The organism is Bacillus proteolyticus, from assembly GCF_001884065.1.
Lineage (GTDB): Bacteria > Bacillota > Bacilli > Bacillales > Bacillaceae_G > Bacillus_A > Bacillus_A proteolyticus.
Genome location: NZ_MACH01000156.1, coordinates 51243 through 67663, shown reverse-complemented (window position 1 = coordinate 67663; position 16421 = coordinate 51243). Strand labels below are relative to the sequence as shown.

Sequence of the window (16421 nt, the reverse complement as noted above, 5' to 3'; positions counted from 1 at the left end):
CTTTTATACATAGTTTGGTAAAATGGTAGTAATTGTAATTTATTGTAACGGTGGGGATAAAAATGTTGGATCAACTCATAATTGAATTGGCTAAATCAACGAAGCAGGTTGAAGATATAAATGGTGATAAAACTTATTTGATTAGAAATAAGGATAATGGAGAATTAGAAATTGAAATTAAATTTTCACGTGAGCGATATGAAAAAGAAGAAGCATCGTCTTATTTTAACGTGGGCTTTGAACTTCTTAAGGATGCTTGGCAAAAAATTATTGATATGCGCACGGTAAAGAGTGAGGATTTCGGACAAGCAAGTGAATGTAATACTTTCTTGGTAGCTTTCTTTTCACAGCTTCCATTTGTGAATGTAATGGAAGCAGGAGCTATTGAATTTAAAGAATTCAAAACAGATAACCTACCAAGTGAAAAATATGATAAAGTTATACTCTTTTTAGAAGAGACAATGAATGGTACATATAATCCAAGTACGTTACGTGAACAAACGGATGAAAATTTATATAGAGTGAAATCTAATGCACGCCAGGATTTAAGATTGTTGGGCTTTTTGAATGAATCTCATGAAATGAATCAGCTTTTATTAAATGAATATGTTCAATCAGAAGATAAGAATGCTTACATTGCACAGCTAGTTTTAAGACAGGAATATTTCTGTCATGCTTTATTTGTTCTTGGATTGTTAGAGAAGTATTCAAAGGATGAAAAGAAAGAAGCTTTAGTAGGTTTGGGAATGACGACTGTCCGAAATTCATTAGGGGCTAATTTGATGGTTGAATCAGTAGCGAAGCGGCGTACGAATAACTTACTAGATTGGCTGGAACAAGTAGGGCTGATTAATAATGAGTGGATTCCTATTGAACAATACGTAAAAGATGATAGAGAAAAGGGCGGTAGTATGAACAGTAATTTACGTGAAAAGTTTTTAACGGTTATGGATGAATATTTACAGGCAAGAACAGAAAGATTTGCAGGTCATAAAATGGGAGCGGTTGTTAGGCATGAAATGACAACGGAAATAACGAGGTTACCATTTATTAATCATAATCAATATGTTGTCACAGGTTCAATTGGACAAGGGAATTGGGCTGCTGTTCCGTGGCTTGCGATTATGGATAAAGATATTACGACATCCACGCAGAGAGGTTATTATATCGTTTATTTGTTTAGTGAAGATATGGAGCGATTATATTTAACGTTGGCGCAAGGTGTGACGGAAACGTCTAGAGAAGAGATGCAAAAAATTAAAGAAGAGATCCGTGAGCAAATACATATGTCCCAAAAGGTGAAAAAAGATGATGAGATTTTCCTAGGGACAAGCTCAAAAGCGAAAGGATATGCGAATTCAACAGCGGCTTATATTGCGTATGATGTTAATAAAATGCCAAGTGAAAAAGAGTTAGTAGAGGATCTAGAAGAAATGCTTCGCTATTATGAGGGGTTTATTGCTTACAAAGAGGAAGGAACGAAATATGAAATGATTTATGAGAGGAAAGAAGTGTATTTAGATCAGCAATCAATTATCGATCATGTGTCTTCTTATATTCAAAGTAAAGGTTTCTTTTATGAGAAAAAAGATCTTATTAATTTCTTCCTTTCGTTAAAGACGAAGCCATTTGTAATTTTATCAGGTATTTCAGGTACAGGGAAAACGAAAATTGTTCAGTGGTTTGCGGAGAGTTTAGGGGCTACGGAAGAGAATGGACAATTTACACTCATTCCGGTTCGACCTGATTGGAGTGATAGTTCTGATTTGCTTGGTTATGTGAATCTTCAAGGGGAGTTTCAAGAAAGACCGTTAATTAAAGTTCTTGAAAATGCAGATGCAAATCCAAATAGGCTGTATTTTGTAGTGTTGGACGAGATGAACTTAGCTCGAGTGGAATACTACTTTAGTGATTTTTTAAGTGTAATTGAAAGTCGTAAATGGAAAGATGGAAAAATTGTTACGTCACCAGTGCTTCCAGAATCAATTACGAATAAGCGCGTTATAATTCCATCAAATGTATATATTATCGGAACGGTAAATATGGATGAAACGACACATCCGTTAAGTAAAAAAGTATTAGATCGTGCGAATACAATTGAATTTAATACCGTTAACTTAGATTATTTTAATTTCTTAATGGATGTAGAAGAGAAGGAAGCTGAAATTGCTTCAAATCGCTCTTTAGAAACCGAGTATCTTCATTTGAAAGAATGTTTTAAAGAAAATGAAGATCTTGTGAGAAATATATCGACTATTTTAATAGAGATAAATAAAACACTTGAATCAGTTGGAGCTCAAGTTGGGTATCGTATAAGAGACGAAATTTGTTTCTATATGGCATACAACGAACAAGGAAAGTTATTGTCATTCGATGAAGCACTTGATTATCAAATATATCAAAAGATTTTACCGCGTCTTGCAGGGAGCGATGGACGAACCGAAGAGGTATTAAAGCAGTTGTATGTCTTATGTGCAAATGAAGAATATGATAGTGGCAATAATGATGCTTCCTATGCTAAGTATCCTCGTTCAGCTAACAAGCTGTCTCATATGTTAAGGAGGTTCGAGTATGATGGTTTCACCTCTTTCTGGATCTAATAATGAGATAGAGCTAGTTAAGATTGAAACAGAGGAGCTATCATTGACGATTAAGGGAAATCCTTATCATGAAAAATACGAGAGTTTAAAAGAATATCACGCTATGAACGCGGATGAAATGATGTATTTTCATGTAGATGGGGAGACGGAATCCGTTTCTGTATTTGATGCGAGATTACAGAGGCTAGATGAATGGAATGAACACCCGCCAATCTTTTTTGAAAATAGAAGTTATCAGCTTGTTGTTGTTCCGAAAAATAATAGGCAGCTCTCTTTTTATCATGAACATCCGGGTTTTCGAAAACAAGTTAGTTCTATTCAAATGGGGTCACTTCATGTGTTAATGGGGAATCTTTCGTTTCCAAATGAAGTAGGAAATACCACGTTTGAAATTAAAGATGCTAACGGAACTTTATTAACCGTTACATTTGAAGTTTTTCCGGCAAAACTTAATTATAAGGATGATTACAGAGCCTTATTAGATGAAGTAAATGATGAAATTTATAATTTAGCGTTTCATTTACTAAAGAGAACTTATTTAGGAGCATCTGTAATTTACGCTAAAAATCCATCAAAGAGTGAATTTTATCGTATTTTAAATGATTCCTTTGAGCGTTTTATGAAGTCAATCTCTCACATTAAAAGGCAACCGCATCATACGCTTATGACTAGACATCAACTTGTAAGAGGAGAAAAAATTCGTAAATTGGATTCTGTCGGAATGAACTATTTGCGAAAGCGACCACACTTGCTGCAAGGAGAAAACAGCATACCGACTAAAGGGATTACAGCTTATAAGGAAGTGTCATATGACACGCTGGAAAATCGATTTGTTAAATGGATGATTCAAAGAGTCGTACATAAAATAGAGGATTTACTTAAGGCGCTAGAGCCAAAGTCTAGATATACACGTGGTGAAACTGATGAAGATTTACTACAACGTGTAAAAAATATGAAGTATCGAATGAAAAATGAATTGAACGATCCATTTTGGCGAGGAATAGGAAAATTAGATCGCTCAGTCTTTTCGCTCGTAATCCAAATGGCTGCAGGATATAGAGATGCGTATCAAATCTTTTTAATGCTATCGCGAGGTTTAACATTACGAGGACAAATTTTCAAAATGTCGGTAAAAGATGTCGCAAGGTTATACGAATACTGGACGTATTTAAAACTCGGACAAATTCTATCTAAAAAATATATACCGCTCCATCAAGACGTTATTCAAGTTAAACAAGATGGTTTATACGTAACGCTTGATGAAAGTAAAACTGCAAAAAGAACGTTCAAGCATCCAGTCACTGATGAAGTAATAGAACTTTATTTCCAGAAAAGAAACGGTAGACTACCAACAGTTACACAAAAGCCAGATACGATGCTTGCTATTGAGAAAAAGGGAAAGAACTATCAATATCAATACATTTTTGATGCGAAATACCGAATTGATTTTGCTGAAAGATCTCATTATAAAAGGAAGTATGGCACCCCTGGTCCAATGGAAGAAGATATTAATACAATGCACCGTTACAGAGATGCATTAGTTGTAGAACAAGAGGGACCTTTTGAGCGGACAGCTTACGGGGCGTACGTACTATTCCCGTGGAACCAAGAGGAAGCATATGAGAATCATCCATTTTATAAAAGTATCGAAAAAGTAAATATCGGTGGATTCCCATTTTTACCAAACGCAACAAGACTAGTCGAACAGTTTTTAGATCATCTCATTGAAAAGAGCCCAGAAGAAATTATAAGAGAAGGCATTCTTCCAAGAGGAACAAAAGAAGAATGGCACTCTTCACTCGAAGAAAAAGTATTAGTGGGCAGCGTAAAAACTGAAGTCGACTATGAAACATATAGGAAAGAAGGCTTATATCAGCTACCAGTCACACAGCTAAAACCAGGATGGCAAGATGCGAAGTACATTGCATTATATGCACCGAAAAAATGGCACGGAGAAAAAGGTGGCATTCAATACTTCGCAAAAATTAAACATATTCAAATGCAACAAAACGATGAGTATGTAAATTTCGAACTAGAACCATGGAAAAAACTAGACCACCTCATCCGCCCAGTAGGGTATGGTATTCAAACATACACAATAACAACGATGTCATTATTAAAAGAAGTACAAGAGCTTCCGGAACTCCTCATGAAATCAAAAGAAGAACGAACTCTTTGGAAAACGCTGCGTCGTTTTACGAAGCAAGTTAAGGTTGAGTTGGATCATCACAATTTAGATGAAGCATCTTCTATTAAGAGCTATTATGTGCAGGATGTTCAGATTTGGGTTGATTATGAGAATGGGGTTATTGTGGTGGGGAGAGATGGGCGAGTTAAAGAGGTTGCTTTGGAGTTGGTTGTTGGGCGGGGATCGGTGTTGTTTAAAGAAGTTATAGAAGTACTAAATGTTAGGGAATAGCACTTAGATACAAGGTTGATTAAGTCATGAATAAGGGGCCAAAAGATAAATATTAGTTGAATAAAGCGTATTGTTGATTATGGGAAGAAGAGCATATGGGATATATGCTCTTCTTTTTATTTGTAAATAAAGTGGATGTGAAATTTAAATGATGACCTCCACCCTGTCAAGGTAAAGGTCTTATTTTACCTCTATATTAGTGATACCAAATTTTTTCTGTATATTCCCCTTGCACCTCCCCCAACGTCACCCCCTAACCTAAAGAAGACAAATCAAAAAGGGGGGACAAAACCACTCATGAAAACCACCACAAAAGAAAAAAGGAACACCATCATCATGCTACTACTCTCAGCCGCAATAGGAATCTTTTCATCACCCCTCATGTACATCACACTGGCACGTAAAAATGAGGTGTACAAATACCATTGCCGAAAAGCATTCAACTTTCATTTGTTAATCTTTTTTCTATTTAATATTAGTTCGTGTATTAGTGATGTTTTATTTTGGATTGTATTTGCCTTTGAGGTAGTTCAAGTGATCATTGTTGCTTGGAAAGTAATACGCGACGAACCATATCGTTATTTCATTCGAATTCTGTTATTTAAAGAAGATAAGTATGCAGTGGAAGGAGAATAGATGATGAAACAAGAAGTGGAGATAAAAGGAAAGCGATTTTTCGTTATGATTGCCGTGTTGTTTATTGCGACTTATATTGTTTTACGAAAAAGAAAGTATGAGCACTTTTATGATGGTATTAGTGAGTATGAAAATCGTTATAGCGGGAAGGTTCCTTTTTTATTACTTGTTGTAGGTTTGTTTCAATATTGTAGGCAGAATGAGATGAATTTTTCTCATATGCTTCAGTATGTGAAAGAGAAGTTATCGAAGTAGGTGATGATATGGCGTGGATGATTAGTGAGTTTGCAAGTGTTGGGGATGTTACGGTGCGGACGCTTCGTTATTATGACAAGATTAATTTATTAAAGCCGAGCGATTATACTGAGGGTGGGCATCGGTTATATACGAAAGATGATTTGTATGTGCTGCAACAAATTCAATCGTTTAAGCATCTTGGTTTTTCGCTTGGGGAAATTCAAAATATTATATTGCAGCGTGATATTGAGACTGAAGAATTTTTAAGACAAATGAATTTTCAAAGAGAGATGCTTTTGGCAGAGCAAGAAAGAATTGCGAAGGTGCTTTCGCATATGGATGAGATGACAAAGAAGTTTCAAAAGGGAGAACGAGTGGATATCGCTTTGTTTTCTTCGTTTTTGCAAACTTTTATATGGGAGAAAGAAAATAAAGAATGGTTAGAGGAACACTTTTCAGAGGAGAGTGTTCAAGCGGTTTATAATAATAAGGAACTCAAAGAAAAGTTTGATCGGCGATTTATGGATGTGATAGGGAAGTTGAAAAAGTATAAGGAAGAAGATAAGGATCCGAGTCATCATGACGTTCAAGTTACTTTGAAGGAATTTTTCAATTTAATAGAAGAGGTAACGAAATATCTTGATACACCTCAAAGTGATGTGGAGGATATAATCCAAAAATCCAACCTCCCACTATCCGAATTCCCAACCCTCTTCACAACCGAAGAAGAAAACTATATAAAAGAAGCAATCCAGCAGTTTAACCCCTAGTTAAACTGCTTTTCCATTATAATAGAAGAAAAACCAAACGGAGGGAAATCCCATGCCAACCTACAACAAACTAATCAGAAACAAAATCCCACAAATAATAAAAACCAACGGAAAAACACCCACAACAAGAATCCTACCTAAAGACGAATACATAAAAGAAATCTGCAAAAAAACAGAAGAAGAACTAACCGAATACCTAGAAGCAACAACAAAAGAACATAAACTCGAAGAACTATCCGACATACTAGAACTAATAAACGCCCTAGCCGAACATGAAGGCACAACACTAGAAGAAATCAATAATATCCGTAAAAAGAAAGCAGAAGAACGAGGTGGCTTTTCAGATCGAGTCTTCCTAATCGAAGTAACCGACAACTAGCCCCTCATAAGCCCCTCCCAAGTAATAAATCACTAAGAAAAAACACAACAAAACAAAAACACCAACAAACACCGTAGTAGTAGTCAAAAAAAATTTGAAATAACACGCCAAAAACCCACCCCTCCTTCCTATATATAGTACAAAGAGGAATTTTTCATTTTTGAATGAGGACGGGAGGAACTTTGATGGTGGTGTATCGTAATGTGCAGGTGAATTTTTGGCAGGATGATTTTGTTTTGGATTTGACGCCGGAGGAGCGGTATTTTTTATGTATACTTGTTAACTTGTTCGAAGACGACGCAGTGCGGGATTTTTCCTTTTCCGAAGCGGTTAGCTGAGATGGAGACGGGTTATAACCGGGAGACGGTTGATAAGCTTGTGCAGCGCTTCATTGATTATGGAAAGATTCTTTATGATGCGGAGACGAGGGAGTTATTTATTTTAAATTGGCTTCGTTATAATCCTGTGACGAATACGAATGTGGAGAAGTGTGTGCTTCGTGAGCTTAAGGGTGTGAAGAATAAGGAGTTTGTACATATGTTTCTTCGTAAGTGCGTAGAGGAGGAGCTGAATGTTCCGATGCTTTTAGCACATTTCGGTATGCCTAGTGATTTGGCCGTTCATGATGTTGATCCGGTCTGTGATGAGGCGGAAGAAGAGGTTATAGAGGAAGAGACGGGGAGTCGTGTGTTTTCTTTTTACGAGCAACATTTTGGTAGTTTGTCTCCTTATACAGTAGAGGAATTGAATGCGTGGATGAATGATTTGTCAGAGGAGCTTGTGCTGAAGGCTCTTCAAATTTCGTATGAGAATAAAAACCGGAAGATGGCTTATGTGAAGGGGATTTTGAGGGGATGGCACGGGAAAGGATTTACGAAAGTGTCTGAGGTTGAGGCGGATACGGCAAGGTTTCGAAAGAAGGAGTCGTCTGTTAGTAGCGGGGAGACGGCAAATTTTTTGGCGAAGTGTGAGGAGTGGGAGAAGAATGTGCCGTCTGAGGAAGAGTTGCAGCGCTTTTTAGCGGAGCGCGGGTGGCGTCCATGAGCATTCAAAATGTGGAGGCGGAAAAGACGGTGTTAGGTTCTCTATTACTTGATGGAGAGCTTATTAAGGAGTGCCGTTTGACGGAGCAGTATTTTTCTATGCCAGTGCATAAGTCTATATTTCAGTTACTGCGAAAAATGGAAGAGGAAGGGCAACCGATTGATCTTGTGACATTCATTTCTAGAGTAGATCCAAATTTTTTGAAGGGGATCGGGGGAATGGAGTATTTTATAGGGTTAATGGATGGTGTGCCTGCGACTAGCAATTTCTCTTATTATGAGGGGCTTGTTCGAGGTGCATGGAAAATGTATCAGGCTGGCGTTCTTGGGCACAAGATGGGAGAGCGTCTTATTGCGGAGAAGAATGAGAAAATTATTGGTGAGACGATTACGGAACTTTGTGAGTTAGAGGAAAAGGACTGTGTATGTGAGTTTGATTTGAAGGATGCGTTAGTTGGTTTGTATGAAGAGCTTCATCAAGATGCGAAAGAGATTACTGGTATTGAGACTGGTTATATATCGCTAAATAAAATGACGTGCGGATTGCAGGAAGGTGATTTTGTCGTTCTTGGTGCACGTCCTTCTATGGGGAAAACTGCGTTTGCGTTAAATGTTGGACTGCATGCGGCGAAGTCTGGAGCGGCAGTTGGATTGTTTTCATTAGAGATGAGTAGTAAGCAATTGTTAAAAAGGATGGCGTCTTGCGTAGGTGAAGTGTCAGGAGGCAGATTGAAAAATCCGAAGCACCGTTTTGCGATGGAAGACTGGGAAAAGGTGAGTAAGGCGTTTGCGGAGATCGGGGAGTTACCACTTGAGATTTACGATAATGCAGGCGTTACAGTGCAAGATATTTGGATGCAAACTCGTAAGTTAAAGAGGAAGCACGGCGATAAAAAGCTTTTAGTTATTGTAGATTATTTGCAGCTTATTACGGGGGATCCGAAGCATAAGGGCAATCGATTTCAGGAGATTAGTGAAATTTCGCGTAAGCTTAAGTTATTAGCGCGTGATTTGAATGTTTGTGTAGTAGCGTTGTCGCAATTGTCTCGTTCAGTAGAGTCACGTCAAGATAAGCGCCCGCTTTTATCTGATTTAAGAGAGACGGGACAAATTGAGCAAGATGCGGATGTCATTATGCTTATGTATCGTGAAGATTATTACGATAAGGAAACGAAGCAGAAAGAGATGACGGAGATTCATGTGGCGAAGCATCGAAATGGACCTGTGGGCAGTTTTAACCTAAGATTCTTGAAGGAGTTTGGGCGGTTTGTGGAGATTGGATGATAAAATAGAAGAAGGCATATAAAAAAGTAAAGGAGTGGTTACGGATGACAAAAGTAGGTCGTTTATATGAGCAAGAGAAGCAAGAAGAAATAGATAAAGCACTTTCGGCAGCTGGAATGCTCTTTAAAGGAATGAGTATAGAAGAAATAGCTAAAAAATTAGATGTAACAATTGAAAAGGTGAAAGAGTGGGAGAAGCGTTTATCTCATTAATCGCTGGGTTAATGGGAATATTCCACAAAGCGAAAATGATAGCGTCTGTATAAATCAATATACTAAAAATAGCCGACTGTTTACTATATAATAGTCGGCTATTTTTATATGGAGAAGTTATTAGGTTTAATACGTAAATTTTTGATTTGCTCTTGTAAATGTTTATTAACTGGCGAAACCCTTTGAATATGTTTCTTATTTTTCCATAAAGAAGGATTTTCTCTCTGTAGTAATCCATTGCTCTAAATCATCTTGGCTACGTCGTACAAGTCGATTCACTAAAACATCATGCCATACATAATCCTCTAATAAGTATATATGAACGGGATCATCTGTATAAAAAGCAATATTACGCTCCTCAAGTGATGGTCCATAAATCATCTCTTTAGAATCTATCGATAAAATAAACCAATGTTCTGTAGACCGGATTTCTGTATAAGGTGTTATACGATGGGCTTCTAGATTTTTAATTGGGTTTTCGACATGCAGGGTAATACCTTGTACTGTAACTTTATCAGCTACCTCAGATAGTTCCTCTTTTAATGCTTCGTACATCTCATCCCACATCGAAATGACAATACGTTTTTCTGCTTTTTTGATTAATGCCTGACAATAGCTAATTATTGTTTTATTGTCTTTTAAAGTAATCACTCGATTATCCGTTTTTTCCTCGAAAGTTTCTAGTTTTTTTAATGAATCACTGATTCCTTCATAAGTAGACTGCCATTCTGATTGAGCCTTCTGTAAAAAGACTTCAACAGGTAGAGGTGAATAGCGAGTAGTGTCATTTATTTCTTCCTTCATGACAATTCCTTTTTCTACAAGGTTACCTAAAATCTCGTAAATTCGCGCTCTCGGGACACCTGAATCCTTACTCACTTGGTAGGCTGTGACAGGCCCCTGTTTAACAAGAGATACATAAGATTTAGCTTCATATTCATTGAAACCAATTTTTTTAAGCTGTTGCACTATGTAGTCCACTTTTTTCGTCCTCCGATGTTTGCTTTTATATTTCAACGTTACAATAACTGTTTACATTTAGCAAATTATTAGTTACTATTCAAATAGTGACTAAATGGGAGGTTAATAGTATGGATTTTTATTTAGACCCATCAGTATTAATTATTTTGATTGCTTTTGGATTTTTAGCTGCATTTATTGATTCAGTTGTAGGTGGTGGAGGACTGATTGCTTTACCAGCTTTATTATTTACAGGACTGAACCCAGCAAGTGCAGTAGCTACGAATAAACTAGCGTCGACAATGGGGTGTGCAACTAGTAATATTGTGTTTTATCGTTCTGGTAATCTTGATTTGAAATCGGCGTTTAAATTAGTTCCACTAACTTTCATAGGTTCCGTAATAGGTGCATGGACCGTTCATTTAATGAACCCAGAACTACTGAAGCCATTGATGCTAATCATGCTTGGTGCGGTTGCTATTTATACGATATTCAAAAAGGATTGGGGTAGTATTTCCACTCATAAAAAATTGTCTGGTCGACACGTCATTATCTTTACTTTTTTTGTTTTTGCTATTGGTTTTTATGATGGATTTCTAGGTCCTGGCACAGGTTCGTTTTTAATGTTTTCTCTTTTATTTATTGGGTATGACTTTTTAAAAGCAGCAGGTAATGCGAAGCTTCTTAATTTAGGAAGTAATGTTGGTGCATTGTTGATGTTTATGTATGTAGGGCAAGTAAACTATGTGTATGGTTTTATAATGGGGATTGCTCAAATTGCTGGAGGGATTGTTGGCTCCAAATTTGCTATAAAAAAAGGAAGCGGGTATGTTCGTGCTCTTTTCATTACAGTAACTTGTTTATTGTTAGCGAAAAATCTGTATGACTATATTCAGTAAGTAATTTTGAACATCTTCACTTCAAAGAACGTAGACAAGGTCAAATATGAAGGCTACATAAAATATAAGAAGATACTAGGGAAAATTTCTTTTAACATTTTTTAGATGCTACCTTATTCGAAGATAGCATCTAAAAAAAGGCTCATTTAAAAGAAAATTTAAGTTAAGGGAATGAAAATAATATAAACTCATATTTTTCTGGGGTATGTTTATTGATCATAGTGAAATGTTTACTCCATATTCTTCTTATAATTAGGCCTCAACAAACTCTTAAAATCCAACTCAGCAATCAACACACTCAACAATATAAGCGTCGCCCCTAAATACCCTTTCCCTGTGAGCGTTTCGCCTGTGAAAACAAAGGCAAATCCTGCTGAAAAGACAGGTTCTAATGAAAAAATAAGTCCTGTATGGGTAGGCGTAGTGTATTGCTGGGCGATTACTTGCACGATGAATGCGACTGCGGTGCAAAATATGCTTAAGGCTAAGATGATTAGCCATGAGTCGATCGTGCCAGGAAGCTTTGGCGTTTCTATAATGAATGAAAAAATAAGGCTAAATAGGCCGACGAAACCGAGTTGTATGACCCCGAGCGCAATCGAGTTCACATGTTTCGTTACACTTCCAGTAATGATGACGTGAATCGCATAAAATAGGGCAGACAGTATACAGAATATATCGCCGTTACCGATCTTGAATTCGCTAGTTAATGTTAATAAGCCGATTCCTATTATCGTTAAAATGATTCCTACTATAACTTTCTTTTCAGGAATGTGTTTTAAAAATATAGCTGATAATATTGGAATGAAAATGACTGTGAGACATAGTAAGAAACCAGCATTAGAGACACTAGTATACTTTGTGCCGAATGTCGCAAAAATGTAAACGATAAATAAAACAGAAGCTAGTATAAAGGCATATTTTACAGTTTTTAAATCGACTTTGAATAAATGTTTGTAAAATATTAAACCTGATAAAAGAAAGGCAATAATAAATCGTAATGCGATTAAATTATATTCTTCTATGCCATCAAGTCCAAGCTTTGTAAGTAGGATGGATGCACCCCAAAAAAATGTAACTAGTAGTAGCATTAAATCAGCTTTTAATTGAATTTTCATTTCTATTCCCTCGTTATGTATAATTTATGATTCCATACCCCTATCCCTATCCCTATCGTTTATTTTAATATCGATTCTGAATATTTGGAACAAAAATTTATCGACGCTTTTTTCTCCATTCAATTGTTGAAAATTCGGACCTGAAGAAAATCGGTATGTAAGTTTCTAAAGTGAATAGAAATAATGAACCAAGAACCCAATTTCTCTATTTTATATGGAGAGATTGGGTTCTTTCGTTTTGGAATAATTATGAGAAAATTTTTAGATGTTTCTCATATATTCATCATGTTTCTTTCATCCTTTTCTCACGTCTAAGTTTTACACTCATATGTATCAAAGGTAAAGGGAGGTAATACATTTTTTACTTATTTCAAAACGAATGATAGATGGTGGTGAGCAGATGAAAAAGAATAAACGTAAAAAATTGCGTTGGTTAAAATGGATTTTGATCCTTCCGTTACTTCTGGCATTACTATTGTTTGGATTACATAGTATGAAGTTCGAAAGGTGGGATCATGAGAAGCATAAGCAAGCGGCATATACTGTTTCTCACGATAAAGAAAGAGAAGCTTTCATCTCGCAAAAAGAAAAGTTTAATAACTTTGAACGAGATCAGCATCATGAAAAACATCATGAAAAAGAGTTTGAAGGTTTATTCTTTATACCATTCCTGTTAGCGTTTGGATTTGTTCTTTTCGGATGGTTCATGCTTCGTAAGTCTGAAGGGAATATGGTTAAAAAGTGGACAGGCATATTGCTTCTAGTTATTGGTTTATTACCGGTCCTTCCGATGCTTGCATTTGTTGCAGCGATTGTTTGGGCATATAAAAAGTTTAAAGAAAAAAGAATGGCAACTGATATAGATTTATACAGCGATTTTCAAGTACAACAACAAGTAGATATTTTAGATCAATGGGAACGCAATATTCGTAAGGAGGAGAAGTAATAATGGGTATTTTAAAACGTATTAAAAATATTGTGGTAGCGGATGTGCATCAAACGTTAGATAAGGTAGAAAATCCTGTTAGCATGTTGAAGCAATATCTTCGCGAAACAGAACAGCAAATTACGAAAGCTCAAAAAGCACTCGCTCATCAATATTATTTAGAAAAGAAATATGAAGCATTAATTTCAGAAACGGATGCCCTTATTGCGAAGAGAACTCGCCAAGCTGAGCTTGCAGTATCACGCGAAGAAGATCAAATGGCACAGTTAGCCCTGCAAGAAAAAATCGTGAATGAGAAAAAAGCGGAGCTATATCGCAAGCAGTACGAAATAACAAAAGAGCAGACAGCGACGCTTTATGAACAAATTGACAAATTGCAAAAGAAATATGGAGAGTTGCAATATAAAGAACTAGTTCTTGTTTCGCGGTTAAATGCGGCGCGAGCGATAAAAGAGAGCAACACGGCAATTGATTCTTTCCATACAGAAAGTACAGCGAAAGGCTTTGCACGCATTGAATCTTATGTGCAAAAACTAGAAGCAGAAACAGCTGCTAGTAACTATTTTTATAATTTGAAGTCTCCTAATCAACAAGAAGTGTTAGATCAAAATTTGCAAGAAGAAGTACAGCTGGAGTTAGAGAAGTTAAAAGAGAATAAATAGTATGCAAAAAGCCCATTTTCATATGGGCTTTTTTTAATGGTGAAATTATTCCTTTCCAAACTGAAAAATATCCCGATTAATAAGTTGATGGAAGTGCCTATCCATTTCTGCTGCAGAAACTTTTCTTTCATTTTGAAACCACCACGTACTTAATGCTGTGATTACTCCTGAATAAAATTCCGTTATTAAATCGTTTGGCATCGTATGATTTTTACAAAGTTGATTTAATGCTTCCGTTTCTTGTTTTCTTGTTTCATGACTTAAATAATGTATACGGCTAATAAATTGCTCATCAGACATTTGCGCCTCTAATATTTTACCGATTTCTTCATGATGAAGGAATTGTTCCATCACTTGAAATGGTTTACTTAATCGATCTAAAAGCGGTATTTCAGCAATCATCTCGCCATATCGTTTAAATCCAAATGCTAATAAAGCATCTTTATCTTCAAAATGTTTATAAAAGGTTGTGCGATGTACCATCGCGCGATCACAAATTTGGTTAATCGTGATGGAACTATATTTCTGTTTTGATTGCGTCATTAATTCAAATAAGGAATCCCACAATAATTTATGTGTACGTCTAATACGTAAATCAAGTTGTTTTTCATTATCGTTCATCTACAATTCTCCTTTTTTGTAGATTAAATATACAGTGGCTGAAAATTGATTCTCCCTTTTTAATCTACATATGTATATTATATTACATGTGTTCCGGTGTATATAAAGCTTTTTTAGTAAAAAAACAGGAGGAGAATCAATACATGAATATTACAACTAAGAGTCCTACAAGTGGCAAAGTTGATACTTCTAATATGAAACATACCCCCATTTTAATTGCATTACTTTTAGGGGCAATGGTTGCGTTATTAAACGAAACATTACTTGGGAATGCGTTAACGGTACTAATGAAAGAATTTGACGTAACAGCTTCAACTATTCAATGGCTTTCTACAGCTTACATGTTAGTAGTTGGTGTTTTAGTCCCGATTACAGCGTTACTTCAGCAATGGCTCACAACGAGACAAATGTTCTTGATCGCTATGGTAACGTTTTTAGTCGGTACATTAATTGCGGGATTTGCACCGACATTTTCCGTTTTATTAGTCGGCCGTATCGTCCAAGCAGTAGCGACGGGGTTAATTTCACCGTTATTAATGAATACGATTTTAATTATTTGTCCACCTGAAAAACGTGGTGCCACAATGGGATTAATCGCACTCGTTATGATGTCAGCTCCAGCAATTGGTCCTACATTATCTGGAGTAATCGTTGATTCATTGAATTGGCGCTGGTTATTTTACTTTGTCGTTCCAATCGTAATCATTTCCATTGTAATTGGAATGAAGTACATTCAAAATGTTTCAGAGTTAACAAGGCCGAAAGTAGATTATCCATCTATTCTTTTATCAACATTAGGCTTCGGCGGGATTGTGTATAGCTTTAGTGCATCAGGTGATTTAGGATGGTCGGATGCGAAAGTGTACGGCGCTTTAATTGTTGGGCTTATATCACTATGTATTTTTGTCGTGCGACAATTAAAAATTGAGAATCCAATTTTAGAATTACGTGCATTTAAAGTTCCGATGTTTACATTATCAGTTGGATTAATCGTCATTGTTATGATGTCATTATTTTCAACGATGACTTTATTACCGATGTTCCTGCAAACAGTATTACTCGTTACAGCCTTTAAATCAGGACTAATAATGCTTCCTGGAAGTATTATTAGTGCCATAATGGGACCAATTGCAGGAAAACTATTTGATAAATTTAGTCCGAAAGTTGTTATCGTTCCTGGCATTGTGTTAGTAGGGATTGCAATGTTCTTATTTAAAGGCATTACTCCTGACACATCAATGGTACAAATTATTGTCATGCATAGCGTATTAATGGTTGGACTCATGTTTGTAATGACAGCACAAACATATGGGTTAAATCAATTAACACCAGATCTATATCCGCACGGAACAGCGCTGTTTAATACACTGCAGCAAGTAGCTGGCGCAATTGGTACAGCTATCTTTATTTCGAAAATGTCTTCAGGAACAACTAGCTATATGGAACGCTCCGCAAATCCAATGGATCCAGTAGAGAAGTTAAACGGTTTAACATCAGGATTCCAAGGTGCATTTGCACTTGGATTAGTCTTTATTGTTGTTGCTTTTATCGTATCGCTATTCTTAAAAGAAGAGAAAAAGGGAGTAGAAGTAGCAGGGGTTTTACAGAACGAAAATTAAAGTTTATATAAAAAGA

15 protein-coding genes and 1 pseudogene are annotated in these 16421 nt (G+C 36.3%); 13 read left to right on the top strand and 3 right to left on the bottom strand.

What is annotated here, in order from left to right:
• Positions 1 to 62: 62 nt before the first annotated feature.
• From BAQ49_RS27900 to BAQ49_RS33175, 9 genes and pseudogenes are all read left to right on the top strand, one after another.
• Entirely contained in the window at positions 63 to 2600 is a 2538-nt protein-coding gene (locus tag BAQ49_RS27900; RefSeq protein ID WP_071747935.1) for an MrcB family domain-containing protein, read from the top strand.
• The gene (locus BAQ49_RS27895; protein ID WP_071747987.1) at positions 2575 to 5019 is read left to right on the top strand and encodes a restriction endonuclease-like protein; all 2445 of its coding nucleotides are present in this window, start codon (positions 2575 to 2577) and stop codon (positions 5017 to 5019) included. Before BAQ49_RS27900 ends, BAQ49_RS27895 begins: the two co-directional genes overlap by 26 nt.
• A 297-nt stretch (positions 5020 to 5316) precedes the next feature.
• Positions 5317 to 5655: a magnetosome magnetite crystal formation protein family gene (locus BAQ49_RS27890; RefSeq protein ID WP_071747934.1), complete on the top strand. Its 339-nt coding sequence runs from the start codon at positions 5317 to 5319 to the stop codon at positions 5653 to 5655.
• Positions 5656 to 5910: a hypothetical protein gene (locus BAQ49_RS27885; protein WP_071747933.1), complete on the top strand. Its 255-nt coding sequence runs from the start codon at positions 5656 to 5658 to the stop codon at positions 5908 to 5910. It abuts the gene before it with no gap.
• Between the two features lie 8 nt (positions 5911 to 5918).
• Positions 5919 to 6662, top strand: a complete 744-nt coding sequence (locus BAQ49_RS27880) for a MerR family transcriptional regulator (RefSeq protein WP_071747932.1) — start codon at positions 5919 to 5921, stop codon at positions 6660 to 6662.
• A 52-nt stretch (positions 6663 to 6714) separates the two neighbouring features.
• Entirely contained in the window at positions 6715 to 7041 is a 327-nt protein-coding gene (locus BAQ49_RS27875) for a nucleoside triphosphate pyrophosphohydrolase (protein WP_071747931.1), read from the top strand.
• 185 nt (positions 7042 to 7226) lie between these two features.
• Positions 7227 to 8085 (top strand): annotated as a pseudogene (locus BAQ49_RS27870) (DnaD domain-containing protein).
• The gene (gene dnaB, locus BAQ49_RS27865; protein ID WP_071747930.1) at positions 8082 to 9368 is read left to right on the top strand and encodes a replicative DNA helicase; all 1287 of its coding nucleotides are present in this window, start codon (positions 8082 to 8084) and stop codon (positions 9366 to 9368) included. Before BAQ49_RS27870 ends, dnaB begins: the two are co-directional and overlap by 4 nt.
• 44 nt (positions 9369 to 9412) lie before the next feature.
• Positions 9413 to 9580: a hypothetical protein gene (locus tag BAQ49_RS33175; protein ID WP_084667595.1), complete on the top strand. Its 168-nt coding sequence runs from the start codon at positions 9413 to 9415 to the stop codon at positions 9578 to 9580.
• A 195-nt stretch (positions 9581 to 9775) separates the two neighbouring features.
• Here BAQ49_RS33175 and BAQ49_RS27860 read toward each other — a convergent pair whose 3' ends face one another.
• Positions 9776 to 10561: a TrmB family transcriptional regulator gene (locus BAQ49_RS27860; protein WP_071747929.1), complete on the bottom strand. Its 786-nt coding sequence runs from the start codon at positions 10559 to 10561 to the stop codon at positions 9776 to 9778.
• A gap of 110 nt (positions 10562 to 10671) precedes the next feature.
• Here BAQ49_RS27860 and BAQ49_RS27855 point away from each other — a divergent pair, with 110 nt between their 5' ends.
• A complete protein-coding gene (locus BAQ49_RS27855; RefSeq protein ID WP_071747928.1) occupies positions 10672 to 11439 on the top strand; it encodes a TSUP family transporter in 768 nt (255 codons plus the stop codon).
• 230 nt (positions 11440 to 11669) lie between these two features.
• Here BAQ49_RS27855 and BAQ49_RS27850 read toward each other — a convergent pair whose 3' ends face one another.
• Positions 11670 to 12557 (bottom strand): DMT family transporter, encoded by an 888-nt coding sequence (locus tag BAQ49_RS27850; protein ID WP_071747927.1) that lies wholly within the window; start codon positions 12555 to 12557, stop codon positions 11670 to 11672.
• A 400-nt stretch (positions 12558 to 12957) separates the two neighbouring features.
• Between BAQ49_RS27850 and BAQ49_RS27845 the strand changes: the two genes are divergently transcribed.
• Together BAQ49_RS27845 and BAQ49_RS27840 are read left to right on the top strand one after the other, a co-directional pair.
• On the top strand, positions 12958 to 13503 hold the full coding sequence (locus BAQ49_RS27845; protein WP_071747986.1) for a hypothetical protein: 546 nt from the start codon (positions 12958 to 12960) through the stop codon (positions 13501 to 13503).
• A gap of 2 nt (positions 13504 to 13505) precedes the next feature.
• The gene (locus tag BAQ49_RS27840) at positions 13506 to 14165 is read left to right on the top strand and encodes a PspA/IM30 family protein (protein ID WP_071747926.1); all 660 of its coding nucleotides are present in this window, start codon (positions 13506 to 13508) and stop codon (positions 14163 to 14165) included.
• 45 nt (positions 14166 to 14210) lie between these two features.
• On the opposite strand, the gene BAQ49_RS27835 is transcribed toward BAQ49_RS27840, so the two are convergent.
• On the bottom strand, positions 14211 to 14786 hold the full coding sequence (locus tag BAQ49_RS27835) for a TetR/AcrR family transcriptional regulator (protein ID WP_071747925.1): 576 nt from the start codon (positions 14784 to 14786) through the stop codon (positions 14211 to 14213).
• Between the two features lie 143 nt (positions 14787 to 14929).
• Here BAQ49_RS27835 and BAQ49_RS27830 point away from each other — a divergent pair, with 143 nt between their 5' ends.
• A complete protein-coding gene (locus tag BAQ49_RS27830) occupies positions 14930 to 16405 on the top strand; it encodes an MDR family MFS transporter (RefSeq protein ID WP_084667594.1) in 1476 nt (491 codons plus the stop codon).
• Positions 16406 to 16421: the final 16 nt, after the last annotated feature.

What these genes read in the sequence shown, in the direction of transcription:
- BAQ49_RS27900 (WP_071747935.1), top strand. Translation starts at nt 63, where the DNA reads ATGTTGGATCAACTCATAATTGAATTGGCTAAATCAACGAAGCAGGTT.
- BAQ49_RS27895 (WP_071747987.1), top strand. Translation starts at nt 2,575, where the DNA reads ATGGTTTCACCTCTTTCTGGATCTAATAATGAGATAGAGCTAGTTAAG.
- BAQ49_RS27890 (WP_071747934.1), top strand. Translation starts at nt 5,317, where the DNA reads ATGAAAACCACCACAAAAGAAAAAAGGAACACCATCATCATGCTACTA.
- BAQ49_RS27885 (WP_071747933.1), top strand. Translation starts at nt 5,656, where the DNA reads ATGATGAAACAAGAAGTGGAGATAAAAGGAAAGCGATTTTTCGTTATG.
- BAQ49_RS27880 (WP_071747932.1), top strand. Translation starts at nt 5,919, where the DNA reads ATGGCGTGGATGATTAGTGAGTTTGCAAGTGTTGGGGATGTTACGGTG.
- BAQ49_RS27875 (WP_071747931.1), top strand. Translation starts at nt 6,715, where the DNA reads ATGCCAACCTACAACAAACTAATCAGAAACAAAATCCCACAAATAATA.
- dnaB (WP_071747930.1), top strand. Translation starts at nt 8,082, where the DNA reads ATGAGCATTCAAAATGTGGAGGCGGAAAAGACGGTGTTAGGTTCTCTA.
- BAQ49_RS33175 (WP_084667595.1), top strand. Translation starts at nt 9,413, where the DNA reads ATGACAAAAGTAGGTCGTTTATATGAGCAAGAGAAGCAAGAAGAAATA.
- BAQ49_RS27855 (WP_071747928.1), top strand. Translation starts at nt 10,672, where the DNA reads ATGGATTTTTATTTAGACCCATCAGTATTAATTATTTTGATTGCTTTT.
- BAQ49_RS27850 (WP_071747927.1), bottom strand. Translation starts at nt 12,557, where the DNA reads ATGAAAATTCAATTAAAAGCTGATTTAATGCTACTACTAGTTACATTT.
- BAQ49_RS27845 (WP_071747986.1), top strand. Translation starts at nt 12,958, where the DNA reads ATGAAAAAGAATAAACGTAAAAAATTGCGTTGGTTAAAATGGATTTTG.
- BAQ49_RS27840 (WP_071747926.1), top strand. Translation starts at nt 13,506, where the DNA reads ATGGGTATTTTAAAACGTATTAAAAATATTGTGGTAGCGGATGTGCAT.
- BAQ49_RS27835 (WP_071747925.1), bottom strand. Translation starts at nt 14,786, where the DNA reads ATGAACGATAATGAAAAACAACTTGATTTACGTATTAGACGTACACAT.
- BAQ49_RS27830 (WP_084667594.1), top strand. Translation starts at nt 14,930, where the DNA reads ATGAATATTACAACTAAGAGTCCTACAAGTGGCAAAGTTGATACTTCT.